Genomic DNA, 22,339 nt, shown 5'->3' with positions numbered 1-22,339 from the left:
ATGGCCCGCCAGGGGGCTCTATCGCCGGAGCGGGTGGACATGACCTCCAGCAATGATGTCGATGGTCGCCTCGGGAAGGAGATGAGCGAGCATCACCTTCAGCTTCTCGAAACCGAGCCACCCATCGGTGACCGCGCTGCCGAAACGCTGACGCAGCAGGGTGTCCACGAGCGACATCGAGACCGGCCGTTCCACGTCGCTCAACACACCGCGCAGGTCTTTGGCCACTCGATCAGCCAACTGAGCAGCAGTCATGCCTCGGACATCCGGTCGAGGGCCCAGTCTGGTCACCGCATCGGCGAGCCACTGATTTCGCAGGTCTCTTCGGATGTCCTTGAGAGAGCTCGGATGCCACGTGGGCGCGCCCGCTGCGAGCGGGGGCTCGGTCGCCAGCCACACCCGGCCCTCCACAGCGCTGGTCCTGATCACACGAACAAGTATCTGGGTGTCGACATCGAGCACCAGATCAGCAGCAATCTCCGTTCTGTGCAACAGACCGTCGACACCCGAGGGAAGCCGCACAAACGCACCGAAGTACACCATCCTGACGACCGTCCCGAGAACTACCGTCCCTATGGGCAGGTTGGCGATGACGGCGGGCGAAGCCGGGGGTTCACTGGGAAGGCCCAACTGAATTCGCCGCGTCTCCCGGTTGATTTCCAGGATTTCGACTTCAAGCGCTTCCCCTGTTTCGATCGGCGGGCCGTGGACGGTCCAGAGCCACGGATATCGCGACCTGTGGATCAACCCGTCAACGACAGGACCGTCGAACACTTGCTCGGTGGTCGGTACGGCGACAAACGTGCCGAAGTTGACGATGCTCTGGACCCGGCCCACCAGTCGCATCCCCGGAGCCAGGATCCCCACTGACCAGGACAGGACTGGTGTGGGGGCAGGCCGACAGACGATCCGCTGGAGCGGACGATCGAAATTGCTGATCCGTACTTCGAGCGTTTGCCCTGTCAATGCAGCCGGCCGGAGACCGCGCAGGTCAAGAGATTCCCTGTCGTCGAACCTGAGGTGTGCGGTGAGCATGGGCGCATCGACGAAGCGAACTATCGCGCCCCCCGATGTCCCTGGACGGAGAACCACAGCATCGACCGAGCGTCCCGCTACCCACGCGCTCTCAACGGTGTCCAACTGCTGGTCCAGTTCGACAAGCTCCGGCGGCTTGCTCCCACGTTCGAACGCGCGGAGCACGACCGTCGCTCCCGTCGCGTTCCTCAGCCGCACCTCCGAAGTGCCCACGGGGATGGTCGCCGTACGTTCCATCAGATCGACTGTCACCTCCCGTTGCTGCCACCCCCCGCCATCACTGCCCGCCTCATCAACCCCCGTCTCCTCGGCCGGTGCTCCGGACTCGGTCCAGGTCACCGTGACAGGCCGAAGGGCGATACCGGGTACGGCGAAGGCAACCCTTCGTTTCCGATCGATGAAGCCCAACTGCAGTGAGTCCCCGTCGCGAGACAACCCGACCAGGACCGACGGGACGATCTGAAGCACTTCGGACATCAGTTCGGGTCTGAGATCACCAACCGGCGGCGGCTGCAGTTGTCGCGTTGTCCGTTGCAGGGCGGTGCAGACCTCACTGAGCAGCCATGCTGCCGGCGTCGCCACGACTAGGTCGGGCAGTCGGCGGAGCGCGCCGGACGCCCAGTCGAGAATCCGCTTGCGGTCTTCCCGGACCACAGTGATCAGACAGTTGGTCAGTAGCCGATCGCATTCGGGACGCGGATCCTCCTCGCTGACGTATGTCCAGATCAGCTGCTCCTCGAGGTGCAGCAGTGGACTCATCCCGAGGTCGTCACACCGATTGGCCGACCGCAACTCGGCCGCCGGGATCGCTGCTGACAGGACCCGCTCGCGCAGGAGGCCTCGTGCGATCGCGCGGAACTCGGGCTCCAACTCGAGACCGTCCTTGGAAACAGCTTCCACAATCTCGCTGTCACACAGTTCGGCCTCCAGGTGCAGTGTGCCTGGACCAAGGAGAGCCCGCCGGACACGGCGAACCAGACGATGCGGTGCGATGGGTGGACCACTGACGAGGACTCCGAGCAACCTGGTGAGCGATCCGCCGACTTCCGGGTCGTTCCGCAGAGATTCGATCCAGGCCGCCGGCACCGCCATCAGTCACGCACCAGGAGCTGTGGATAGGCCCGGGCCGCGGGAATCGCCGGCGAGGCACCGATGAGTACGGTGCACACCTCACGTCCCGCCGCGACCTCCTGCATCGCGAAAAGATGGGTCTCCTCAGGATCGCTGTCGCGTGTCGTCACTCCGATGCTGATCACCATGGTCGCCGCGAACTGCGGTTGCGCAACGTACGGTTCCCAGGTCCACACCGGACCCGCGCCGCATCCCAGAGCAGGAGATCCCCGAAAGGCCATGAACGTCAATCGTTGGTCACCGAAAAGCCTTCGAATGGCCTCGAGGAGATCATTGACGTCATCCCGATACGGCCCGGACCGCAGACCAAGTTCACAGAGCACAGCGATCCGATCCGGCTGACCACGTCGTGGAATCGTCGGCACCCGGCTCAGCGGCTCGAGGCGGGCGATGTGCGCCACGATTGCTTCGATGTCAGGCTCGAACCCTCCGTGCCAGGTTCGCATCATGCTGTGCAGGGTGGACGACAAAGTCCGCGTTCGAAACACGCTGGGATCTTCCGAAGCCGTGGAGACCTGTGCGAGTCCCGGCAGCGGCACCGACAGGTAGGGCAGCGGCGGCGGGCCGTCATCAGGGCGAAGTTCGCGCTCGAGCACGCGTGCGATCACGCCCTGCCGGTGCGTCAGGGATCCCTGACGAGATGCTCCGCCACCTCTGCGGGTCGAGGCGCCACCCTTTCCGCTTCCGCTCGCCGCTGGCTGATCGTCTTCGGACGACTCGCCATCCAGCAGGCTTTCTTCCCCCCACCAACCGTCGGATATGGCGGCTGGAGCAGCCTCGAGATCATCCTCCGGCAGATCCGGGTCGACGAGCGGGGTTTGCGCAACGTCAGCCTCTTCGCGGAGGTCGTCCATGCCGACGCCGAGCAGCGCGAGCGCAGCCCCGAGATCGTCGAACTGTTCCCGGTAGGAGATGACGACGAGCGCGTCCCGCAACGTCACCTGGACCACATCCGGCCCTGACGACCGTACAGCTCGTGCTTGTCCAGCGTGATCCGTTTGACGATCGCAAGGATGTCATTGTCGAGGCGCCCAGTCTCCGACAGGTGCTCGATCACTTTGACCAGGTCCAGGAACTCGGCCGTGCTCACCGGTCGCTCGTCGGCGGGTCCGCCCGCCACCTGCTCCGCGAGCTCCGCGACGACGGCGTGGACTTCGATCGACAGATCCCTGAAGTGACGCGAAACGATCTCCATCAGCTGGTCGGCCCCTGGGCCCGGGAGACGAAGGACCACGCATCGGCGCAGGAACGCCTCCGGCAGGTCGCGCTCGTTGTTCGTGGTGACGATCGTCAGCGGACTCCAGCTGGGCGCGGTGAGCGGAGGAGACACCGTCAGGTCGAGGGGAGGGACAAAGGCCTGGCGACTTCCCAGTGGAACGAGCAGACCGTTGCAGAACGCACTGTCGGCTTTGTCGATCTCGTCGATCAGCAACACCGCACCCTCCCGGTCGATCTGGTGATCAGCGAGCAGGCGAGGTGGGCGAGCTGGTTCGAACCCGGGCTGGTCGGCAGGCGCCTTGTCCAGGCCGCGGACGGCTGCCGAGTCCCGGTTGAGCGCCCACCACAACGGCCCTGGTTCGATATACGGCGCGATCGAGGCCCTGCCCGCACCCTGGTCGAGCTTCTTCGCCTGGGCGTCACCGAGTCGGCGGACGCTGTCCAGGTGCCAGGTGAGGTCCGCGGACCGGGCGTCGTCGGTCGTGACGAACTCGAAGTACTCGACACCGAGGTTGCGGGCCACGTAGCTCGCGAGACTCGACTTTCCGCAACCGGGTGGACCGCCCAGCAGCAACGGCCTCCCGGTGAGCAACGCGACCTTCAACGCCGTGACGATCTCGGACGTCACGATGTACACCTCACCTGAGCGGGAGTCCCCATGCCGAGGGACATCCGTCGTCCGGTGGTCGGTCAGCGTTTCGACGATGCCGAGAGCATCTGTGAGCGCGGCGTCGGCGGAGATCACAACGGCTGGTTCAGTCGACATCGATACCTACCGGCTTGCTGTTCAGGCCCTGGATCTCCCGGATGAGGTGAAGCGTGCGTCGATCCTCGGTGTCATCGGTGGCCAGCCGAATCCGCTGACCACGCAGCTGCCTGGGGTCAACCGCCGGATCGGAGGAGACCAGGGCGAAGACGACGCCAGGAAACCGTCGCATGAGTTCGAGCAGAACCGCCCTGATCACCTGGTAGGGCACTTGATCGCAGTTCATCAGGGCGAAAACGACGCTCCGTTTCAGCAGGAGAAGATCGTTGATGTAGTCGGGGCTGTCGTCGAACTCGAGATTCAGCTTCGACCGCAGCTCCACGTCGTAGCGGTCGACGAGTTCGGCGACCATGTCTTCCCCTGCGACGCCACCCAGTTTGGCCGTCCGGACATTTCGCTGCGACGCACTCGCCCGGTGCACGGCGTGCTCAGCGGCGGGCAGGAGCCGACCCGCGATCAGGTGCACGATGCGTTCCCGAGGCGGAGCGTCGCTGACCTTCATCAGGACCCGCGCATCCTCGAGGTCGACCCACAGCGGGACGATCCGCCGCTTCGCTGCCTCGAGGTCCCGGTCGGACAGGTACTCCGCGATGGTCTGCATGACCTGGAACGCCGTCTGCAGACTGCTGTTCAGCAGCGCCGCCGCGATCAGGGCGTGCTTCTCCTTGTGCGCAAGCAGTGTGTCCGGGAATATTCCGAGAACCTCGGCCGCCTCGTCCAGGGCATGGGCGGGAGCAGCAGCAATGAAATGGGCGACGTCGTTCACCCAGCGGGCAGCCTTCGGAGCCAGGGGGTACAGCTCGATCTGCGCACAGATCTGGCGCGCGGCCAGTGCTGCGGCCGCCTGGTTCTGCTTGCGGTTGTCCGGAAGGAAATGCGAAAGGCGCGAGAGGCCGCCAGCCGCTCCGAGCGGACTCTTCGCGAACTCGGCGGCCGTGACCCCACCCAGCAGGACCGGAACGATCAGCAGGTCGGGTTCCAGGATCTTTCGCCAGCCCAGCAACCGCGCTTCCTCCCGCATGTACCCGGAGGTCAGGGCGTCACGGTCGATCAGCACGATCGCCGCCGAGCAGCGGACGAGCGACAAGCAGATGGCCTGCTCGAAGTCGTCGCCGGCATCGATCTCCCGCTGGTCGATCCACACATCGATCTGCCGAGCAGCAAACCCCTCGGTCAACCCGGCCAGAACGTATTGCATGTATCGCTTCCGGGCCTTGTGCTTGTTCATCGTGTCGCCAGGCAGCGTCAGTTCACTCTCGCTCCGTTCGCGAGACGTGTGGCTGATGAAGACGCCCGACGAGTGCGCTGTCCCCAGCAGCGTAGAGCTGTTCACCTCCGTGACCGCGACGTTGTCCGACCCACCCAAGTTCTCTTCAGTCATTTCGCCCCCTGCGGGGTACATCGTCACTTGTCCCCCGCTAGTTACAGAGCGTCCCATTATTCGCCCATGTCGGTGATGCTGCCAGATGAGACCGCGTGTGGGTCGCGGTGCGTGTCGCGGTTCTCGGTAGGGTCGGGAGGGTGGCAGGCAACCGGACATCCGCGGGGCTGAGCGCTAGGCGACTGCACGCGGCGCGGGCCGAGCGGTTGCAGGGGGCGACCGGGGCGCTCGCCACCGCGGCGATGGCGGCGATGGACGAGGAGCTGCCGTGGTTCCGGAAGCTTTCGGCGCAGGACCGGTCGTGGATCGGGCTGGTGGCGCAGTCGGGGATCACGGCGTTCGTGGACTGGTTTCGCGATCCGGAGGCGCACTCGTCGATGCCGACGCGGATGTTCGGGTCGGCGCCGCGGGAGTTCACGCGGGTGATCAGCCTGCACCAGACCGTCGAGCTGCTGCGGACCACGATCGAGATGATCGAGAACACGATCGGCGACCTGCTGCCGGAGGACGACGTACCGGCGGTCCGGGAGGCGATGCAGCGGTATGCCCGTGAGGTTGCCTTTGCGGCGGCGACCGTCTACGCGCAGGCGGCGGAGATGCGGGGCGCGTGGGACGCCAGGCTCGAGGCCCTGGTCGTCGACTCGGTGATCCGCGGCGAGGCCGACGAGTCGGTCCGCTCCCGTGCGTCCGCGCTCGGCTGGACCGGGGCGAGTGGGTCCAGTGAGGTGGCCGTCGTGGTGGGAAGGGCGCTCGAAGGAGAGTCCGGTACGGCGAACGTCGCGGACTCCGTCCGGGCCGCGGCCCGTGAGGCGGGGGCCGACGCGTTGTGCGCGATGCAGGGCGACCGGCTGGTCGTAGTACTCGGTGGTACGAGTAAACCTGTGGAGATCGTACAAAAGCTGGCCGCTTGGTTTGGACCCGGTCCGATCGTCGTCGGGCCCGTCGTCAAGGACCTGATGTCGGCCGTCACGTCGGCCCGCGCGGCGGTCGCCGGACTACGCGCGGCACCGGCCTGGCCGGGCGCTCCACGACCCGTCCACGCCGACGAACTGCTGCCCGAGCGATCCCTGTCCGGCGACGGTCACGCCCGTCGCCAACTCGCCACCGACGTCTACGGCCCGCTCACAATGGGCGACGGAGTCCTCCTGGACACCGTCAGCGCGTACCTCGACTCCGGTGGTTCGATCGAGGCGACGGCCCGCGCGATGTTCATCCACGCCAATACCGTCCGGTACAGGTTGAAGCGTGTGGGCGAAATCACCGGCTACTCCCCGGGCAACCCGCGAGACGCTTTCACGTTGCGTGTCGCACTGACACTGGGCCGCCTGCTCAACCCGGAACCCGGATCGCACGTTTTGTAGGATTCCCACAAAGTCGAGGCAGTAGAATTCGTGCTGCTTTGTAGCCCACGAACGGCCCGGCTCAGGGAGAGTTGTCACGTGCTCGTCATCGTCGCGCCCGGTCAGGGCGCTCAAGCCCCAGGTTTCCTCGAGCCGTGGCTGGAGGACCCAGTCTTCGAGAACCGGCTGCACTGGCTGTCCGCGGTCGCCGGTCTCGACCTCGCCCACTACGGCACCAAGGCCGACGCGGACACCATCCGTGACACCGCGATCGCGCAGCCGCTGCTGGTCGCGTCCAGCATGCTGGCGGCGCTGGCCGTCTTCCCGCACCCCGGCGACGCGTTCCAGAAGATGGGCGCGCTGGCCGGTCACAGCGTCGGCGAGATCGCCGCGGCCGTCGGCGCCGGCGTGATCAGCGCCGAGCAGGCGATGGTCCTGGTCCGTGAGCGCGGCAAGGCGATGGCCTCGGCGGCCGCGCTGACCCCGACCTCGATGACCGCCGTACTGGGCGGCGACCGGGACGAGATCCTGGCCAAGCTCGAGCAGTACGGACTGACCGCGGCCAACGACAACGGCCCGGGCCAGATCGTTGCCGCCGGCACCGTCGAGGAGCTGGCCGCACTGGCGGCCGACCCGCCGGCCAAGGCCCGGCTGATCCCGCTCTCGGTGGCCGGTGCCTTCCACACCCGCCACATGGAGCCCGCCGTCGAGACCCTGGCCGGCTACGCGAAGTCGATCACCACGCATGACCCCCGCGCGCGGCTGATCTCGAACCGCGACGGCCAGGTCGTGCACGACGGCCGCGACGTGCTGCAGCGGCTGGTCCAGCAGGTCAACGCGCCGGTCCGCTGGGACCTGTGCATGCAGACGATGGCCGACCTGCAGGTCACCGGCATCCTGGAGATGACCCCGGCCGGCACGCTGACCGGGATCGCGCGGCGGGCGCTGAAGGGCGTCGAGACGTTCGCGCTGAAGACGCCGGACCAGCTCGACGACGCCCGCGCGTTCGTCGACAAGCACGGCAGCCCGTCGGAGATCGACGCGTCGCCGACCTGGCGGCTGCTGGTCGCGCCGATGAAGGGCACCTTCACCCGCGAGGCGCAGGTCAAGCGCGAGACCGGTGACGCGGTCGAGGCCGGCGAGGTGGTCGCGACGGTGAAGAGCCTGCGCGACGAGCTCGAGGTGCGCGCCCCGCACGGCGGCATCGTCGTGGAGTGGCTGGTCGAGGAGGGCGACCCCGTCGCCCCCGGGCAGCCGCTCGTGCGGCTGCACCCGAGCGGAGGAAACTGACATGACCGGTTCGATCGCGACCGTCCAGGGTGCCGAGCACACCGCCGTCCTGGGCATGGGCGCCTACCGTCCGCGGACGGTCGTGCCGAACTCGGTGATCCTCGAGCAGATCGACTCCAGCGACGAGTGGATCCGGACCCGGTCCGGCATCCGCGAGCGGCGCTGGGCCGAGCCCGACGAGACCGTGCTGATGATGTCGGTCGAGGCCGCCAAGGAGGCGCTGCGCGACTCCGGTATCGACCCGGCGCAGATCGGTTGCGTCGTCGTCGCCACCGTCACCCACCTGTACCAGACGCCCGCGATCGCAACCCAGATCGCGGTCGCGGTCGGTGCCCCGACGGCCGCGGCGTTCGACATCTCGGCGGCCTGCGCGGGCTTCTGCTACGGCGTCGCGATGGCCAGTGACCTGGTCCGCGGCGGCAGCGCGAAGTACGTGCTCGCGATCGGCGTCGAGCGGCTCAGCGACATCACCGACCGGACCGACCGCAGTACGGCGTTCATCTTCGCCGACGGCGCCGGCGCGGCCGTGGTCGGCCCGTCCGACGAGCCCGGCATCGGCCCCGTGGTCTGGGGCTCCGACGGCACGCAGCACGAGCTGATCAGCCAGAAGGAGTCCTGGCAGGAGGCGGCCGGCAGCTACAACTGGCCGAACCTGAAGATGGACGGCAACCCGGTCTTCCGCTGGGCGGCGTTCGAGATGGCCAAGGCCGCGCAGCAGGCGCTCGACGTGGCCGGCGTGACCGCCGAGGACCTCGACCTGTTCGTGCCGCACCAGGCGAACATGCGGATCACCGACGCGATGCACCGCACGCTCAAGCTGCCCGATCACGTCAAGGTCGCGCGCGACATCGAGCGGCAGGGCAACACGTCGGCCGCGTCGATCCCGCTCGCGATCAGTGCGATGCGGGAGAGTGGCGAGGCCAAGAGCGGCGACCTCGCGCTCATCATCGGGTTCGGGGCCGGACTGGTGTACGCCGGTCAGGTCATCCGCATCCCGTAGTACCCCTCAGATGTCCGGGGCCAGGTCCCCGGCGTACCAGAGCAGTAGAAGATCCGAAAGGGAAACCACACAGATGGCCAGCACCGAAGAGATCCGCAGCAACCTCGCCGAGATCGTCAACGAGATCGCGGGGATCCCGGTCGAGGACGTCCAGCTGGACAAGTCCTTCACCGACGACCTCGACGTCGACTCGCTCTCCATGGTGGAGGTCGTGGTGGCCGCCGAGGAGAAGTTCAGCGTGAAGATCCCCGACGACGAGGTCAAGAACCTGAAGACCGTCGGCGACGCGGTCGCGTTCATCGAGCGCGCCCAGAACGGCTGATCGAGTCCCTCGATCGCGCTGGCCGGCCGTGCCTCACCGGGCCCTCAGGCCCGGTGGGCACGCGGCCGGTACTCCGTACCAGCACACCCCACCGCACCAGTTCTCTCGCCGAAGGATGAGGTAACCATGTCGAAGACCCGAGTCGTGATCACCGGGCTCGGAGCGACGACCCCGGTCGGGGGCGACGTCGCCAGTACCTGGGAAGGCCTGCTGGCCGGCCGGTCCGGCGCCAAGCTGCTGACCGCCGACTGGGTCGAGGAACTGCCGGTGAAGATCGCCGCTCCGGCCGCGGTCGAGCCGACCGAGATCATCGAGCGGGTCAAGGCCCGTCGCCTGGACCGCAACGCGCAGTTCGCCGTGGTCGCCGCCCGCGAGGCCTGGGCCGACTCCGGCCTGGCCGACGTCGAGCTGGACAAGACCCGCCTGGGCGTCGCGATCGCCACCGGCATCGGCGGCCTGCTCACCACGCTCACCAACTACGACGCGCTGCGCAACGGCCCGCGCCGGGTCTCGCCGCTGGCGATCCCGATGCTGATGCCGAACTCCGCGGCCGCGAACGTCGGCCTCGAGCTCGGCGCGCTGGCCGGTGTCCAGACCCCGGTCTCGGCCTGCGCCTCCAGCAACGAGGCGATCTCGCTGGCCGCCGACCAGATCCGGCTCGGCCGCGCCGACATCGTCGTCGCCGGTGGCGCCGAGGGGTCGATCGCCGGGCTGCCGCTGGCCGCGTTCGGCCAGATGATGGCGCTCAGCAAGCGCAACGACGACCCGGAGCGCGCGTCGCGTCCGTGGGACGTCGACCGCGACGGCTTCCTGCTCGGTGAGGGCGCGGGTGTCCTGGTCCTGGAGACCTACGAGCACGCGGTCGCCCGTGGCGCGAAGATCTACGCCGAGTTCGCGGGCGCCGGCATCACCGCCGACGGTCACGACATCGTGCAGCCCGACCCGACCGGTTCCGGCGCCGAGCGCGCGATGCTGCAGGCGCTGCGCGAGGGCGACCTGGCGGCCGGCGACATCGTGCACATCAACGCGCACGCCACCTCCACCCCGACCGGTGACGTCGCCGAGGCGATCGCCATCCGCAAGGCGCTGGGCGGCGCGGCCGACCACGCCGTCGCCACCGCGCCGAAGTCGATGGTCGGTCACCTGCTCGGTGCCGCCGGCGCGGTCGAGTCGATCGCCACGGTGCTCGCGCTGCACCACCGCGTCGTACCGCCGACGATCAACGTCGACAAGGTCGACGACGGCGTCGACCTCGACATCGCCACCGAGCAGCGCAAGCTGCCCGACGGTGACATCGCGGCGCTGAACAACTCCTTCGGCTTCGGCGGCCACAACGTCGCCCTGGCCTTCAAGTCGGTCTAGTCGCGTGGTGGGCCGGGCAGTTCGCTGCCCGGCCCACTTCTTTCCAGCAGGCAGTTCGAGCTAGCTGATCCCCCGGAGATGCCCATGACCACTGCCCCCGCGAAACCAGCCAAGCCGCCTCGCGAACTGGACCCGCGCAACCCCTTCACCCGGCTGACGAACCTGCTCGACCCGGGCTCGCTTGAGCTGATCACGCCCGACGACCTGTCCGGCATGCTCGCCGTCCGTGGCACGATCGCCGGCGCGCCCGTCGTCGCCTTCTGCTCCGACGCGACCGTGATGGGTGGCGCGATGGGCGACGAGGGCTGCGAGGTCGTCTGTACGGCGTACGAGGTGGCGCGGCGCGAGGAGCTGCCGATCATCGGGCTGTGGCACTCCGGCGGCGCCCGGCTGGCCGAGGGCGTGCTCAGCCTGCATGCCGTCGGCAAGATCTTCTACGCGATGACGCAGGCCTCGGGCAAGATCCCGCAGATCTCCGTCGTGCTCGGCCCCGCCGCGGGCGGTGCGGCGTACGGGCCGGCGCTGACCGACGTGGTGATCCTCGGACCGGAGGGGCGGATCTTCGTCACCGGTCCGGACGTCGTCCGCTCGGTCACCGGCGAGGACGTCGACATGCTGCGCCTCGGCGGTCCCGAGCCGCACGGTCGTCGTTCCGGCGTCGTCCACATCACCACCGACACCGAGGCCGCCGCGATCGAGAAGGCGCGCCAGCTGGCCGACCTGTTCGCGAACCAGGGCGACGTGTCCGGCGACGTCTCCGACACGGATCTGTCCGGGCTGCTGCCGGAGTCGGCCAAGCGCGCGTACGACGTGCACCCGCTCGTCGGCGGCGTGCTCGACGAGGACTCCGGCGTGGAGCTGCACCAGCGCTGGGCGCCGAACATCGTCACCACGCTCGGCCGCCTCGGCGGGCGCACGGTCGGCGTGATCGCGAACAACCCGCTGCGACTCGGCGGGTGCCTTGACGCGCTGTCGGCGGAGAAGGCGTCGCGGTTCGTGCGGATGTGCGACGCGTTCGGCGTACCGATGGTCGTGCTGGTCGACGTACCGGGTTATCTGCCGGGCGTCGGACAGGAGTGGGACGGCGTCGTACGGCGAGGCGCCAAGCTGCTGCACGCCTTCGCGGAGTCGGTCGTGCCGCGGGTCACCTTGGTGACGCGCAAGACGTACGGCGGCGCGTACATCGCGATGAACGCGCGGTCGCTCGGAGCGACCCGGGTGTTCGCGTGGCCGCGGGCCGAGGTCGCGGTGATGGGCGCGGTGGCCGCGATCCGGATCCTGCACCGCCGCAAGCTCGCCGACGTCGCGCCGGAGCTGCGGGCGCAGGTCGAGGCCGAGCTGGCTGCAGAGCACGAGAAGATCGCCGGTGGGATCGAGCGGGCGCGGGAGATCGGCGTCGTCGACGAGGTGGTCGAGCCGGCCAAGACGCGGTCGGCGCTGGCTGCCGCGATCGCGACCGCCGAGGAGAACGGCAAGGTCCGCGGACGGCACGGCAACATCCCGCTGTAGAACCGCACAAGAGAAAGGGCGCGAACCCTGCTGGGGTTCGCGCCCTTTCCACGTGGTGCGGCCGCTGTTTGTGACAACCGGGGGTGTCCCGACACCCGGTGGCCCAGCGGCCACGGCCTGGTCCTCGGTTCGCACCGGGGAAGCTGTGGGTCTCCAGCATCGTCCAAGAAACCGCGAAAAGCTCCTGCCTTCACCGCATTCTTCAGAACTTCTCAGGTTTACTGTCGAGCGGTTGATTCAGTGCCTACACAACCTGGTGCAGCCAGCGAACGGGAGCACCGTCACCTGCGTAGCGAAACGGCTCGAGCTCGTCGTCCCAAGGCCTTCCCAGCAACCGTTCGACCTCCTCGGTCAGATCGGCCTCGCCACTGGCGGCCTTGAGCATCGCGGCCTTCAGCCGGTCCTCGGGCACCATGATGTCGCCGTGCACGCCGGTGGTCGCGTGGAACACCCCGAGCGCCGGCGTGAACGAGTACCGCTCACCTTCGACACCGTTGCTGGGTTCCTCGGTCACCTCGAAGCGCAGCTTCTGCCATCCGCGCAACGCGGACGCCAGCTTGGCCGCCGTACCGGCTTCCGCCTGCCACGACAGCTCGGCCCGGTACTGACCCTGGGCCGCCGGCTGCGGCGTCCAGTCCAGTTTCACGGGCACGCCAAGGATGCCGCCCGCTGCCCACTCGACATGCGGGCACAGCGCTGACGGCACCGTGTGGACGTACAGAACGCCACGAGTCGTCGCCACCAGGACCTCCTTATGTGCTCGAGCTGCGCCTTCCCCAGCGTTCTCGATCACGGCCAGATGGTCCTGACAGCGAGACCCATCTTGCACCACAGATCCCTTTGACACCAGCAACCTCGCCGTGTCAACTACATCACCGTCGTGTCGCGATGCTGCACCGGTCAGTCCGTAAGGCCTCGAGGCCGCTCAACTCGACGCGCGGACCACCAGTCGCGTCGGCAGGATGAGTGGACTAGGTTGCTCCCCCGCCAGCAGCGCGAGCAGCATCCGGGCCATCTCGCGGCCGAGCGCCTGGATCGGCTGGTGCACGGTGGTGAGCGGCGGAACCGTGTGCCGCGCGCCGGAGATGTCGTTGAACCCGACAACGGCGACGTCGTCCGGCACCGACTTCCCGGCCTCGCGCAGGACCCGCAGCGCGCCGATCGCCATCTGGTCCGAGGCGACGAACACGCCGTCGAACTCCGGCCACCGCGCCAGCAGTTCCACCATCGCCTTCGCGCCGCCGTCCTCGGCGAAGTCGCCCTGCACGACTCGGCTCGCATCGAGCCCGGCGACCGCCAGCGCTTCCTGGAAACCCTGGTACCGCGCCGTACCGGCCCCTTCGTCGAGGCGTCCGGTGATCGTCGCGATCCTCGTCCGGCCGGTGCTGATCAGGTGCTCGGTCGCGGCCCGCGCACCACCACGGTTGTCCGCGTCCACGTAGTACGACGGCTCGAAGCCGAGCGGTCGTCCACCGAACACGACCGGTACGTCGGCGTCGTGCGCGAGCGCGGCGAGCGGGTCGTTCTCGCGCAGCGACATCAGCATCACGCCGTCCGCCTGCCGGGTCCGCAGCCGTTGCGCCAGCCGGGCCTGGCCGCGCTCCGACGTCGCCAGCGACAGTACGAGCTCGAGGTCGGTCTCCTCCAGCACCGACGAGATCCCGACCACCACCTCGGCGAAGAACGGGTCGGCCAGCAGCGCCGGGTCCTCCCCCGAGATCGCGAGCACGACCGAGCCGGCCTGCTGCGTGGCCAGCGCGCGAGCCGTTGCGTTCGGCACGTACCCGAGCGCGTCGACCGCCCGCTGCACCGCCTCCCGCTTGGCGCGGCTGACGTTCGGGGCGTTGTTGATCGCCCGGGACGCGGCCGACCGCGAGACTCCCGCCCGCTCGGCCACCTCGTCGAGCGTCACCTGCCGCTTCGCCATCCTGCTCCTTTGCGGAAAGAACTGGAAGCGCTCCCGGTCCCATTGACAGCATCGAAAGCGCTGGTCACCATACTGAGACTGAAAGCGCTCCCAGTCCAGTCGCCCATCGGAGGCAGCGCATGTCCAGACTTCGCCGGCGGTCCGCTCTCGTGCTGACCGCCTTGGTTGTGTCCCTCGTCAGTCCACCCGCCGCGCAGGCCGCGGACCCGGAGTACGAACGAATCCTGAACGGGACCTTCGACGCCGACAAGAGTCCGTGGTGGAGCAGCGGCAGTACGCCGTCCGCCGTCGAGGGCGGTCGCCTGTGCGCGCAGGTCCCGGCCGGCACGGTCAACGTGTGGGACTCGATGATCGGCCAGGACGACGTCCCGGTCGAGGCCGGTCAGGACTACCGGTTGCGGTTCACCGCGACGGCCAGCCGGGACGTGACCGTGCGCGCGGTGGTGCAGCTCGCGGGCACACCGCAGACGACGGTGCTCAACAAACCGGCTGCGCTGAGTGCGACGCCGACGGCGTTCGAGTTCAGCGCGCCGTCGACGGTGACCAGCGACCACGCACAGGTCAGCTTCCAGTCCGGCGGCAACGGCGCGGCGTTCACGCTGTGCCTGGACGACATCTCGCTGGTCGGAGGTGTCGTGCCACCTGGTGGGGTCCGGGACTTCGGCTCGCCGGTGCGGGTCAACCAGCTCGGGTACCTGGGCAACGGTCCGCGGCGGGCGACGTACGTGACGGACGCCGTCGAGCCGCAGGCGTGGCGGTTGCTCGATGCAACGGATCGGGTGGTGGGCTCAGGCTTCTCCACGCCGTACGGGCTGGATGCGGCTGCTGGGACTCGCGTTCAGCTGATCGACTTCGGGCGGTATCGCGGGAGCGGGCAAGGATTTCGGCTGGCAGTCGGGGATCAGCTGAGCGAACCGTTTGACCTCGGCAACGGTCTCTACCAGCCGCTGCGCCGGGACGCGCTCGCGTACTTCTACAACAACCGCAGCGGGATCCCGATCGAGGCCCGGTACGTCGGGGAGGCGTACGCGCGGCCGGCCGGGCACGTCGGGGTCGCGCCGAATCAGGGCGACACGGCGGTGCCATGTCTGCCGGGGACGTGCGACTACAGCCTCGACGTACGGGGTGGTTGGTACGACGCGGGCGATCACGGGAAGTACGTGGTGAACGGCGCGTTGGCGGCTTGGCAGTTGCTCGATCTGTACGAGCGATCGGCGCAGCACCGGGATCGCGGGGTCGACCTGCGCATCCCCGAGGCGGGCAACCGGACTCCCGACGTACTGGACGAGGCTCGGTGGGAGATCGACTTCCTGCTGCGGATGCAGGTGCCGTCCGGTGCGTTGGCTGGGATGGTGCATCACAAGATTCACGACGTGGCGTGGACGGGGTTGCCGTTGCTGCCGTCGGCGGATCCGCAGCCGCGGTACCTGTACCCGCCGTCGACGGCGGCGACGCTGAACGTGGCGGCCGTTGGGGCGCGGTGTGCGCGGGTGTACGCCGCGTGGGACAAGGCGTTCGCGGCTCGGTGCCTTCGGGTCGCTGAAAGAGCGTGGAAGGCGGCTGCGGCGCATCCTGCGGTCTATGCGCCCGACGGTGGGGTTGGGGGTGGCGCCTACGACGACACGAAGGTGAGCGACGAGTTCTCGTGGGCGGCGGCTGAGCTGTTCGTTGCCACGGGCAAGGCGTCGTACCGGCGGTCGATCACCACGGTGGTGAAGGCGGCTGATGGGTTCTCGTGGCAGGAGACGGGTGGGCTGGCGGATCTCGCGCTGGCGCGTGCGCCTTGGCGGTTGCCGCTGGTGGACCAGTGGAAGCTGCGGCAGAGGATTGCCGCGGTGGCTGACGTGTACGTCGCTGCTGCTCGGGGGCAGGGGTATGCGAATCCTTATCTCCCGGCCGATGGGAAGTACGTGTGGGGGTCGAACAGTGCGGTGGCGAACAGCGCGATGATCCTGGCCGTTGCGTACGACCTGACGCGGTCTTACAAGTACCGGGAGGTTGCGCTGGAGTCGCTCGACTACCTGTTGGGGCGGAACGCGATCAACCAGTCGTACGTGAGCGGGTACGGCGAGCGCGCCAGCCAGAATCAGCATCATCGCTTCTGGGCCAAGTCGCTGAACCCGGCCCTGCCGTCGCCGTACCCGGGGTCGCTGGCCGGTGGGCCCAACTCCGGTCTGCAGGACCCGGTAGCCCAACGCAACCTCCAGGGCTGCGCACCGGCGACCTGCTACACGGACCACATCGGCTCGTACTCGACCAACGAGGTCGCAGTGAACTGGAACTCCGCCCTCGCGTGGATTACCGCCTTCGCCGACGCCGAGAGCCGGCCTTCAAATAGTTCCAAAGTTCTGGCTAGTCCTGTCGACCTCACCAGCGGCTTCTACGTGGATCCGAACTCGACGCCCAAGGCCTGGGTGAACTCGCACGCGTCTGACTCTCGGGCTGCTTCGATCAACAGCAGCATTGCGTCCAAGCCGATGGCTCGGTGGTTCGGGAATCCGCCGTCGGGGACGACCATCGGCGCGATGGTGGGTGGGTTTGTGGGAGCGGCGGACAACGCCGACAAGTTGCCGGTGCTCGTCGCCTACAACCTGCCGGGGCGAGACGCGTGCGGCGGGCACTCGGGAGGCGGCGCGGGGTCGCCGGCGGCGTACCGGACGTGGGTGTCGGCCTTCGCCGACTCGATCGGGACGCGTCCGGCGGTGGTGGTCGTCGAGCCGGATGCGCTCGGTGACTTCGAGTGCATGACGGCCGCGCAGATCAGCGAGCGGAACGGGATGCTGTCGTTCGCGCTGCAGCAGTTCCGCGACAAGGCGCCGAACACGTGGACCTACCTCGACGCCGGCAACGCCGGTTGGGTGCCTGCGGCAACCATGGCGCAGCGATTGGCCGGCGCGGGTGTCAGTGCCGCCCACGGCTTCTCCGTGAACGTGTCGAACTACTACACGACCGCGGCCTCCACGGCGTACGCCGACAACGTCCGCGCCTCGATGGCGACGCCGAAGCCGTACGTCGTCGACACCAGCCGCAACGGCAACGGCTCCAACGGCACCTGGTGCAACCCCGCCGGCCGCAAACTCGGCACCCCGACTCAACTAGGCGGCGGCGCCGAGATGCTCCTCTGGATCAAGGTCCCCGGCAACTCCGACGGCCCCTGCGGCACAGCACCAACAATCCCCGCCGGACAGTTCGACCCGACCCTGGCAACCCACCTGATCAACGGCACCTGAGCCCCCAACCCAACAAGCACCAACGCGTGCCAAGGCCTCCAAGCAGGTCGACCGGACTCACTCCAACAAGTACCAGCGCGCGCCAAGGCCCCCGAGCGGGTCGACCGCGCCCTCGGCTCACGCCAACAAGTACCAGCGCGCGCCATGGTCTCCGAACCCGCGGCCGTGCCCCCGGGCAAGACCCCCCTCCCCACATGCTTCGGCCCCGCAGCACCAAAGGTGCTACGGGGCCGGAGCATGTGGTCTTACGGGAAGCGAGTAGCCATGGCGATGCAGGCGCCGGCAGCTGCCAGCGTGAACAGCATCGCGATGCCTGCAAACCGCGAGGTGACTTCCTTGTCGACCTTGTCGTAGCCGACCGAGGAGCCGATGTCCTTGTAGACGTCCTCCAGCTCACCCGCGGACTCCGCCGTGTACGCCTCGCCGCCGGTGATCTCGGCGACGCTGCGCAGCTCGGCGCGGTCCGGGGGTACGCGCTGCCGGATCCCGTCCATCTCGATGAAGCCGGAGTCGGTGCCGAAGGTGATCGTGTAGATCGGGGTGTTCTTCGCCTTCGCCGCCTGCGCGCCTTCCTGCGCCGTACGGCCGACGGTGCGCTTGCCGTCCGACAGCAGCACGATGCGCGCGGGCGCCGGGTCGTTCGGGTGCTCGGGGTCCGGCGGGACCTGCGTCAGCGCCTGCAGCGAGGTGAAGATCCCCTCACCCGTCGCCGTCGACTCCGCGAGCTCCAGCCCGTCGATCGACCGCTGCACGGTCGCCCGGTCGGTCGTCGGCGGCACGATGATGGACGCCGTACCGGCGAAGTTGACCAGCGCGATGTTGAACTTCGACGGCAACTGGTTGACGAAGTTCTTCGCCGACTTCTTCGCCGCCTCGAGCCGGTTCGGGTCGACGTCGGTCGCCATCATCGACAGCGAGACGTCGATCGCGACGACGATCGTGGCCCGCTCGCGCGGCACCTTGACCTCGTCCTTGGGCTGCGCGAACGCGACCACGCACGAGCACGCCGCCAGCAGCGCGAGCGCGACGGCCAGGTGCCGGCGCCACTGCGGACGCCTCGGAGCGACGCGGTCGAGCAGGGCGATGTTGGTGAAGCGCAGCGCGTACTGGGCGCGCCGGTGCTGCAGGTAGACGTAGGCCGCGATCACCAGCGGGATCAGCAGCAGGAACCAGAGTCGGGCCGGAGACAGGAACTCCATCAGCGAGCCACTCCCTTCGGCGGTTGGTGCAGGCGCGGCGCGACTCGCTTGTAGGCGAGCACGAACCGCACGGTGTCGGCGACCCAGTCCCGGTCGGTCCGCAGAACCAGGTGCCCGGCACCTACCCTACGCAGGGCCGTCCTGGTTCGTTCCCGCTGCGCGAGCGCCGCGGCGGCGTACTCGTCCCGGACGCGGCGCTTGCGGGTGTCGATCTCGCGCACCGCGCCGGTCTCGGGGTCGCCGATCATCACGACGCCGATGTTCGGCAGCTCGAGCTCGCGCGGGTCGACGATCTCGACCGCGAGCACCTGGTGCTGCGCGGTCAGCTTGCGCATCGCGCGCTCCCAGGACGGCTCCATCCGGCTGTCGATCTCGCCGTCCTCGGGCGTCAGGAAGTCGGACACGACGACCCGCAGACCGCGCTTGCGCTGCGTCCGGGCCATCGAGTCGAGCGCTCCGGCCAGGTCGCTGCGCGCCTTGTGCTCGCCGTGGTCCTTCTCGGCGAGCAGCGCGCGGAGCAGCCCGTACAGCGCGAGGCGGCCGGAGCGGGCCGGCCAGCGGCGCAGCGTCGAGTCGCGCAGCATCAGCCCGCCGAACCGGTCGCCGAGCCGGTGGGTCAGGAAGCCGACGGTCGCGACCGCGGCGACGGCGAGCTCGCGCTTCTCCAGCTGCGACGTACCGAAGTCCATCGAGGCGGACAGGTCGACCAGCGCCCACGTCTCCAGCTCGCGGTCCGCGATCAGGTCGCGGACGTGCGGCATCGTCGTACGGGCGGTGACGGCCCAGTCCATCCGGCGGACGTCGTCGCCGACCTGGTACTCCCGGGCTTCGGCCAGCTCGGTCCCGGGCCCGGGCAGCAGCCCGAGGTGCTCGCCGTGCAGGTACCCCTCGAGCCGCCGTACGACGGTCAGCTCGAGGCGCCGGAGCGCGCGCTCGGGAGCGAGCTGCGAGATCGTCATCGCAGCCCTCGGGTCGGGTCGGTTGGCCATCTGTTAGACGAACTCGGGGCGGCTGGACTGGTCGTTGCCGTCGCGCCAGACCGGCTGCGGCGGCGGGACGGTGGCCAGGATCCGCTCGACCACGGCGCGGGCGTCGATGTTGTCCGCGATCGCGTCGAAGGTCAGGCCGAGACGGTGGCCCATCACGTCGAGCGCGACGGTCTGGACGTCGCTCGGCAGCAGGTAGTCGCGGCCGTGGATCAGGGCCAGCGCGCGCCCGGCGGCGATCAGGCCGAGTGTCGCGCGCGGGCTGACGCCGAGCTCGATGATCGGCTCGAGGTCGGGCAGGTGGAAGTCGGTCGGCGTCCGGGTCGCCATCACCAGGCGTACGGCGTACTCGGCGACGAGGTTGTGCACGAAGACCTGCTCGGCCGAGCGCTGCAGCTCCATGATCGTCTCCGGCTGCAGCACCTGACGCGGCTGCGGCGGGTCGACGCTCATCCGGCGGAGGATCTCGAACTCCTCGTGGCCGCGCGGGTGGGGGACGTCGATCTTGACCAGGAAGCGGTCGCGCTGCGCCTCGGGCAGCGGGTAGACGCCCTCGGACTCGATCGGGTTCTGGGTGGCGATCACGATGAACGGCTTCGGCATCGGGAAGGTCTGGCCGCCGATCGACACCTGCCGCTCGGCCATCAGCTCCAGCATCGCCGACTGCACCTTGGCGGGCGCGCGGTTGACCTCGTCGGCGAGCACGAAGTTCACGAACGTCGGGCCGAGCTCGATGTCGAACGCCTCGCGGGTCTGCCGGTAGATCCGGGTGCCGACGATGTCGGAGGGCACCAGGTCCGGGGTGAACTGGATCCGCGCGAACGACCCGCCGACCACGGAGGCGAAGGTCCGTACGGCGAGGGTCTTGGCCACGCCCGGCACGCCCTCGAGCAGGCAGTGCCCCTTCGCCAGCAGCGACACCATCAGCGTCTCGACCATGTGCTCCTGGCCGACGATCACGCGTTTGACCTCGGTGATCGCCTCGCCGACCAGACGAGACTGCTGGGCCACTGACCCTGCCGGGACGGTGGTTTCGGTCATGCCTGTCCTTCCGGGGCCCACACGGACCTACTGCTCGGGAACTCCGGCCATTCCATCAGATCCCAGGGCTCAAGCCGAACCAAGCCCCGCCCGGACCACTGTCCATCCTCCCCACCCACCCAAATCCGTACGCATCCTCCCCGAGGCATCACCCACCGCCCGTACAACGCAGTCCCCCGATCCACCCAACAAATAGTCCGCACAATCCCCACCCACTGCCCTCACCACGCGCCACCCCCGACGAGCCCAAAACCACAAACCACCCCACCTAGCCGCCCACCCGCACCCCCCGCGGCGGCGTCCGCACGTACCTGTCCACCTTCCCCACCGGGCCTCACCAACCCGCACAGGCAGCAGGCAACAAGACACCGTTACCGCCGATATGGTGGGATTGACCCCAACATGACCGCGACCGAATCCCCCGCCGCTGCGCCTCCGCAGGCTCCCCCGCCGAGCCCGCGCCCGCAGCTGCTCCCGGACGCGCTCCCGCTCCTCCCCGAGGACCCGCCCCGCGTAGGCGAGTTCTGGCTGCGCGGCCGCCTGGGCGCCAACGCCGCCGGCTACCTGTACGCCGCTGCCGACGAGTCCGGGCGCGGCGCCGTCGTCGCGATGATGACCGAGGGCTCCGCCGACGACGCCTCCGCCCGCGACCGCTTCGTGCGCGCGGTGGACGAGCTCCCCGAGGAATTGGTCCTCGCCCACAACGATGCCGACGACGACGATCTGGCCCTCTGGGTGGCCGTGGGCCCCCTCCGCGAGGACGACGGTTCCAGCTCGGCCGCCGACGAGCACGCCATCGCCGAACGCCGCGGCGAGGACGTCCTGTCCGCCGTACTGATGGACCGCGTCCCCCAGCTCGGCCGGGTCCGCGGCCCGGACTTCCGCCACTACTGGGAGAACCGCCGCCGCCCGGGCCTGTTCCGCATCTGGCCGCTCCCCTGGCCCGCCGTACTCCGCCCAGCCTCCAGGCTCGCGCTCATCCTCTCCCTGCTGGCGATGGCCCTGATCATGGCGCTGGCCGTCCTGATCGCCTGGCTCCTGTTCCGCAACGCCCCCGAGGTCGACCCCGGCCCGGTCATCCCTAACCCGAGCGGTACGGCGACGGTCACGATCACCCCGACCACCCCGCCGCCTGGCAGCACCGGCCCCGGCAGCCCCAACACGACGGGCCCCAGCAGCCCCACCACAACGGGCCCGGGCCCGGGCTCCCCCAACACGCCAGGCTCCCCCGGCACCCCGGTAGACCCCGCCGACCGCTTCTAGCTGACAGCCGCCGTACGCCGGGACCTCAGCAGCGCGATCAGCCCGATCAGGCTGACCACCGCCCAGGTGCCTTCCAGCAGCAGGAACCCCCAGGACTGCTCGACCCCGGCGATCACCGCCAGCACACCCGAGCCGACCAGGTTCAGCACCTGGTACCGCAGTGTCTTCTGCTCCAACCGCCCCGCCTGAGACGCGGCGAAGGCGATCAGAATCGTGATCGCGCCGGCGATTTCGAGGACGTCGACTGCATGCATGAGAACTGCCCCTCCAGGGGCTGGCGTCGTCTTTGCGTCGGGTACGGCGCCGTCTCGTCCGGAGGCCCGCAGCTCGCGGACCTGA

Annotated in this window: 18 protein-coding genes and 1 riboswitch; of the genes, 8 read left to right on the top strand and 10 right to left on the bottom strand. The window is 68.9% G+C overall.

Translation table 11 applies throughout. The annotated features are described in order from the left end of the window. Nucleotides 1-18: 18 nt before the first annotated feature. From ACYVIO_RS20510 to ACYVIO_RS20495, 4 genes are read right to left on the bottom strand one after another with little or no spacing between them, the layout of a single operon-like run. Complete coding sequence (locus tag ACYVIO_RS20510; protein ID WP_460652447.1) at nucleotides 19-2,127, bottom strand: S1 RNA-binding domain-containing protein; 2,109 nt, start codon at nucleotides 2,125-2,127, stop codon at nucleotides 19-21. After that, a complete protein-coding gene (locus ACYVIO_RS20505; protein ID WP_460652446.1) occupies nucleotides 2,127-3,107 on the bottom strand; it encodes a hypothetical protein in 981 nt (326 codons plus the stop codon). The genes ACYVIO_RS20510 and ACYVIO_RS20505 overlap by 1 nt, the downstream gene beginning before the upstream one ends. Further along, nucleotides 3,104-4,150 (bottom strand): AAA family ATPase, encoded by a 1,047-nt coding sequence (locus ACYVIO_RS20500; RefSeq protein ID WP_460652445.1) that lies wholly within the window; start codon nucleotides 4,148-4,150, stop codon nucleotides 3,104-3,106. The genes ACYVIO_RS20505 and ACYVIO_RS20500 overlap by 4 nt, the downstream gene beginning before the upstream one ends. Continuing rightward, a complete protein-coding gene (locus tag ACYVIO_RS20495; RefSeq protein WP_460652444.1) occupies nucleotides 4,140-5,531 on the bottom strand; it encodes a toll/interleukin-1 receptor domain-containing protein in 1,392 nt (463 codons plus the stop codon). Before ACYVIO_RS20495 ends, ACYVIO_RS20500 begins: the two co-directional genes overlap by 11 nt. A gap of 140 nt (nucleotides 5,532-5,671) precedes the next feature. On the opposite strand from ACYVIO_RS20495, the gene ACYVIO_RS20490 reads away from it, so the two are divergent. The 6 genes from ACYVIO_RS20490 (at nucleotide 5,672) to ACYVIO_RS20465 (ending at nucleotide 12,354) form a co-directional block, all read left to right on the top strand. Next, nucleotides 5,672-6,892, top strand: a complete 1,221-nt coding sequence (locus ACYVIO_RS20490) for a PucR family transcriptional regulator (protein WP_460652443.1) — start codon at nucleotides 5,672-5,674, stop codon at nucleotides 6,890-6,892. A gap of 78 nt (nucleotides 6,893-6,970) precedes the next feature. Further along, a complete protein-coding gene (locus ACYVIO_RS20485; protein ID WP_460652442.1) occupies nucleotides 6,971-8,161 on the top strand; it encodes an acyltransferase domain-containing protein in 1,191 nt (396 codons plus the stop codon). A 1-nt stretch (nucleotide 8,162) separates the two neighbouring features. Continuing rightward, nucleotides 8,163-9,161, top strand: a complete 999-nt coding sequence (locus tag ACYVIO_RS20480) for a beta-ketoacyl-ACP synthase III (protein ID WP_460652441.1) — start codon at nucleotides 8,163-8,165, stop codon at nucleotides 9,159-9,161. A gap of 73 nt (nucleotides 9,162-9,234) precedes the next feature. Further along, the gene (locus tag ACYVIO_RS20475; RefSeq protein WP_077017127.1) at nucleotides 9,235-9,483 is read left to right on the top strand and encodes an acyl carrier protein; all 249 of its coding nucleotides are present in this window, start codon (nucleotides 9,235-9,237) and stop codon (nucleotides 9,481-9,483) included. A 126-nt stretch (nucleotides 9,484-9,609) separates the two neighbouring features. Next, entirely contained in the window at nucleotides 9,610-10,845 is a 1,236-nt protein-coding gene (locus tag ACYVIO_RS20470; protein WP_460652440.1) for a beta-ketoacyl-[acyl-carrier-protein] synthase family protein, read from the top strand. Nucleotides 10,846-10,929: 84 nt separating this feature from the next. Beyond that, the gene (locus tag ACYVIO_RS20465) at nucleotides 10,930-12,354 is read left to right on the top strand and encodes an acyl-CoA carboxylase subunit beta (protein WP_460652439.1); all 1,425 of its coding nucleotides are present in this window, start codon (nucleotides 10,930-10,932) and stop codon (nucleotides 12,352-12,354) included. 244 nt (nucleotides 12,355-12,598) lie between these two features. Here the strand turns inward: ACYVIO_RS20465 and ACYVIO_RS20460 are convergent, their stop codons facing one another. After that, nucleotides 12,599-13,096, bottom strand: a complete 498-nt coding sequence (locus ACYVIO_RS20460) for a DUF3145 family protein (RefSeq protein WP_184793743.1) — start codon at nucleotides 13,094-13,096, stop codon at nucleotides 12,599-12,601. 183 nt (nucleotides 13,097-13,279) lie between these two features. Then, on the bottom strand, nucleotides 13,280-14,281 hold the full coding sequence (locus ACYVIO_RS20455; RefSeq protein ID WP_460652438.1) for a LacI family DNA-binding transcriptional regulator: 1,002 nt from the start codon (nucleotides 14,279-14,281) through the stop codon (nucleotides 13,280-13,282). 119 nt (nucleotides 14,282-14,400) lie between these two features. On the opposite strand from ACYVIO_RS20455, the gene ACYVIO_RS20450 reads away from it, so the two are divergent. Further along, entirely contained in the window at nucleotides 14,401-17,511 is a 3,111-nt protein-coding gene (locus ACYVIO_RS20450; protein WP_460652437.1) for a glycoside hydrolase family 9 protein, read from the top strand. Nucleotides 17,512-17,756: 245 nt separating this feature from the next. Here the strand turns inward: ACYVIO_RS20450 and ACYVIO_RS20445 are convergent, their stop codons facing one another. The 3 genes from ACYVIO_RS20445 to ACYVIO_RS20435 are packed head-to-tail and all read right to left on the bottom strand — an operon-like array spanning nucleotide 17,757 to nucleotide 20,737. Beyond that, nucleotides 17,757-18,710 (bottom strand): VWA domain-containing protein, encoded by a 954-nt coding sequence (locus ACYVIO_RS20445; protein WP_460652436.1) that lies wholly within the window; start codon nucleotides 18,708-18,710, stop codon nucleotides 17,757-17,759. Further along, nucleotides 18,710-19,669 (bottom strand): DUF58 domain-containing protein, encoded by a 960-nt coding sequence (locus ACYVIO_RS20440; protein WP_460652435.1) that lies wholly within the window; start codon nucleotides 19,667-19,669, stop codon nucleotides 18,710-18,712. Before ACYVIO_RS20440 ends, ACYVIO_RS20445 begins: the two co-directional genes overlap by 1 nt. Nucleotides 19,670-19,702: 33 nt before the next feature. Beyond that, nucleotides 19,703-20,737 carry an AAA family ATPase gene (locus tag ACYVIO_RS20435; RefSeq protein WP_460652434.1) on the bottom strand — a complete coding sequence of 345 codons (1,035 nt, stop codon included), beginning with the start codon at nucleotides 20,735-20,737 and terminating at the stop codon, nucleotides 19,703-19,705. A gap of 402 nt (nucleotides 20,738-21,139) precedes the next feature. Here ACYVIO_RS20435 and ACYVIO_RS20430 point away from each other — a divergent pair, with 402 nt between their 5' ends. Then, nucleotides 21,140-22,000, top strand: a complete 861-nt coding sequence (locus tag ACYVIO_RS20430) for a hypothetical protein (protein WP_460652433.1) — start codon at nucleotides 21,140-21,142, stop codon at nucleotides 21,998-22,000. Here the strand turns inward: ACYVIO_RS20430 and ACYVIO_RS20425 are convergent. Then, nucleotides 21,997-22,254, bottom strand: coding sequence for a CBU_0592 family membrane protein (locus ACYVIO_RS20425; protein WP_460652432.1), 258 nt, complete (start codon nucleotides 22,252-22,254; stop codon nucleotides 21,997-21,999). The two genes, ACYVIO_RS20430 and ACYVIO_RS20425, sit on opposite strands and share 4 nt — an antisense overlap. A gap of 20 nt (nucleotides 22,255-22,274) precedes the next feature. Further along, a riboswitch (guanidine-III (ykkC-III) riboswitch) is annotated at nucleotides 22,275-22,339 on the bottom strand.

Source organism: Kribbella endophytica, assembly GCF_054781295.1.
The sequence above is the reverse complement of the archived record's forward strand: the minus strand, read 5'-3'. Positions and strand labels throughout refer to the sequence as shown.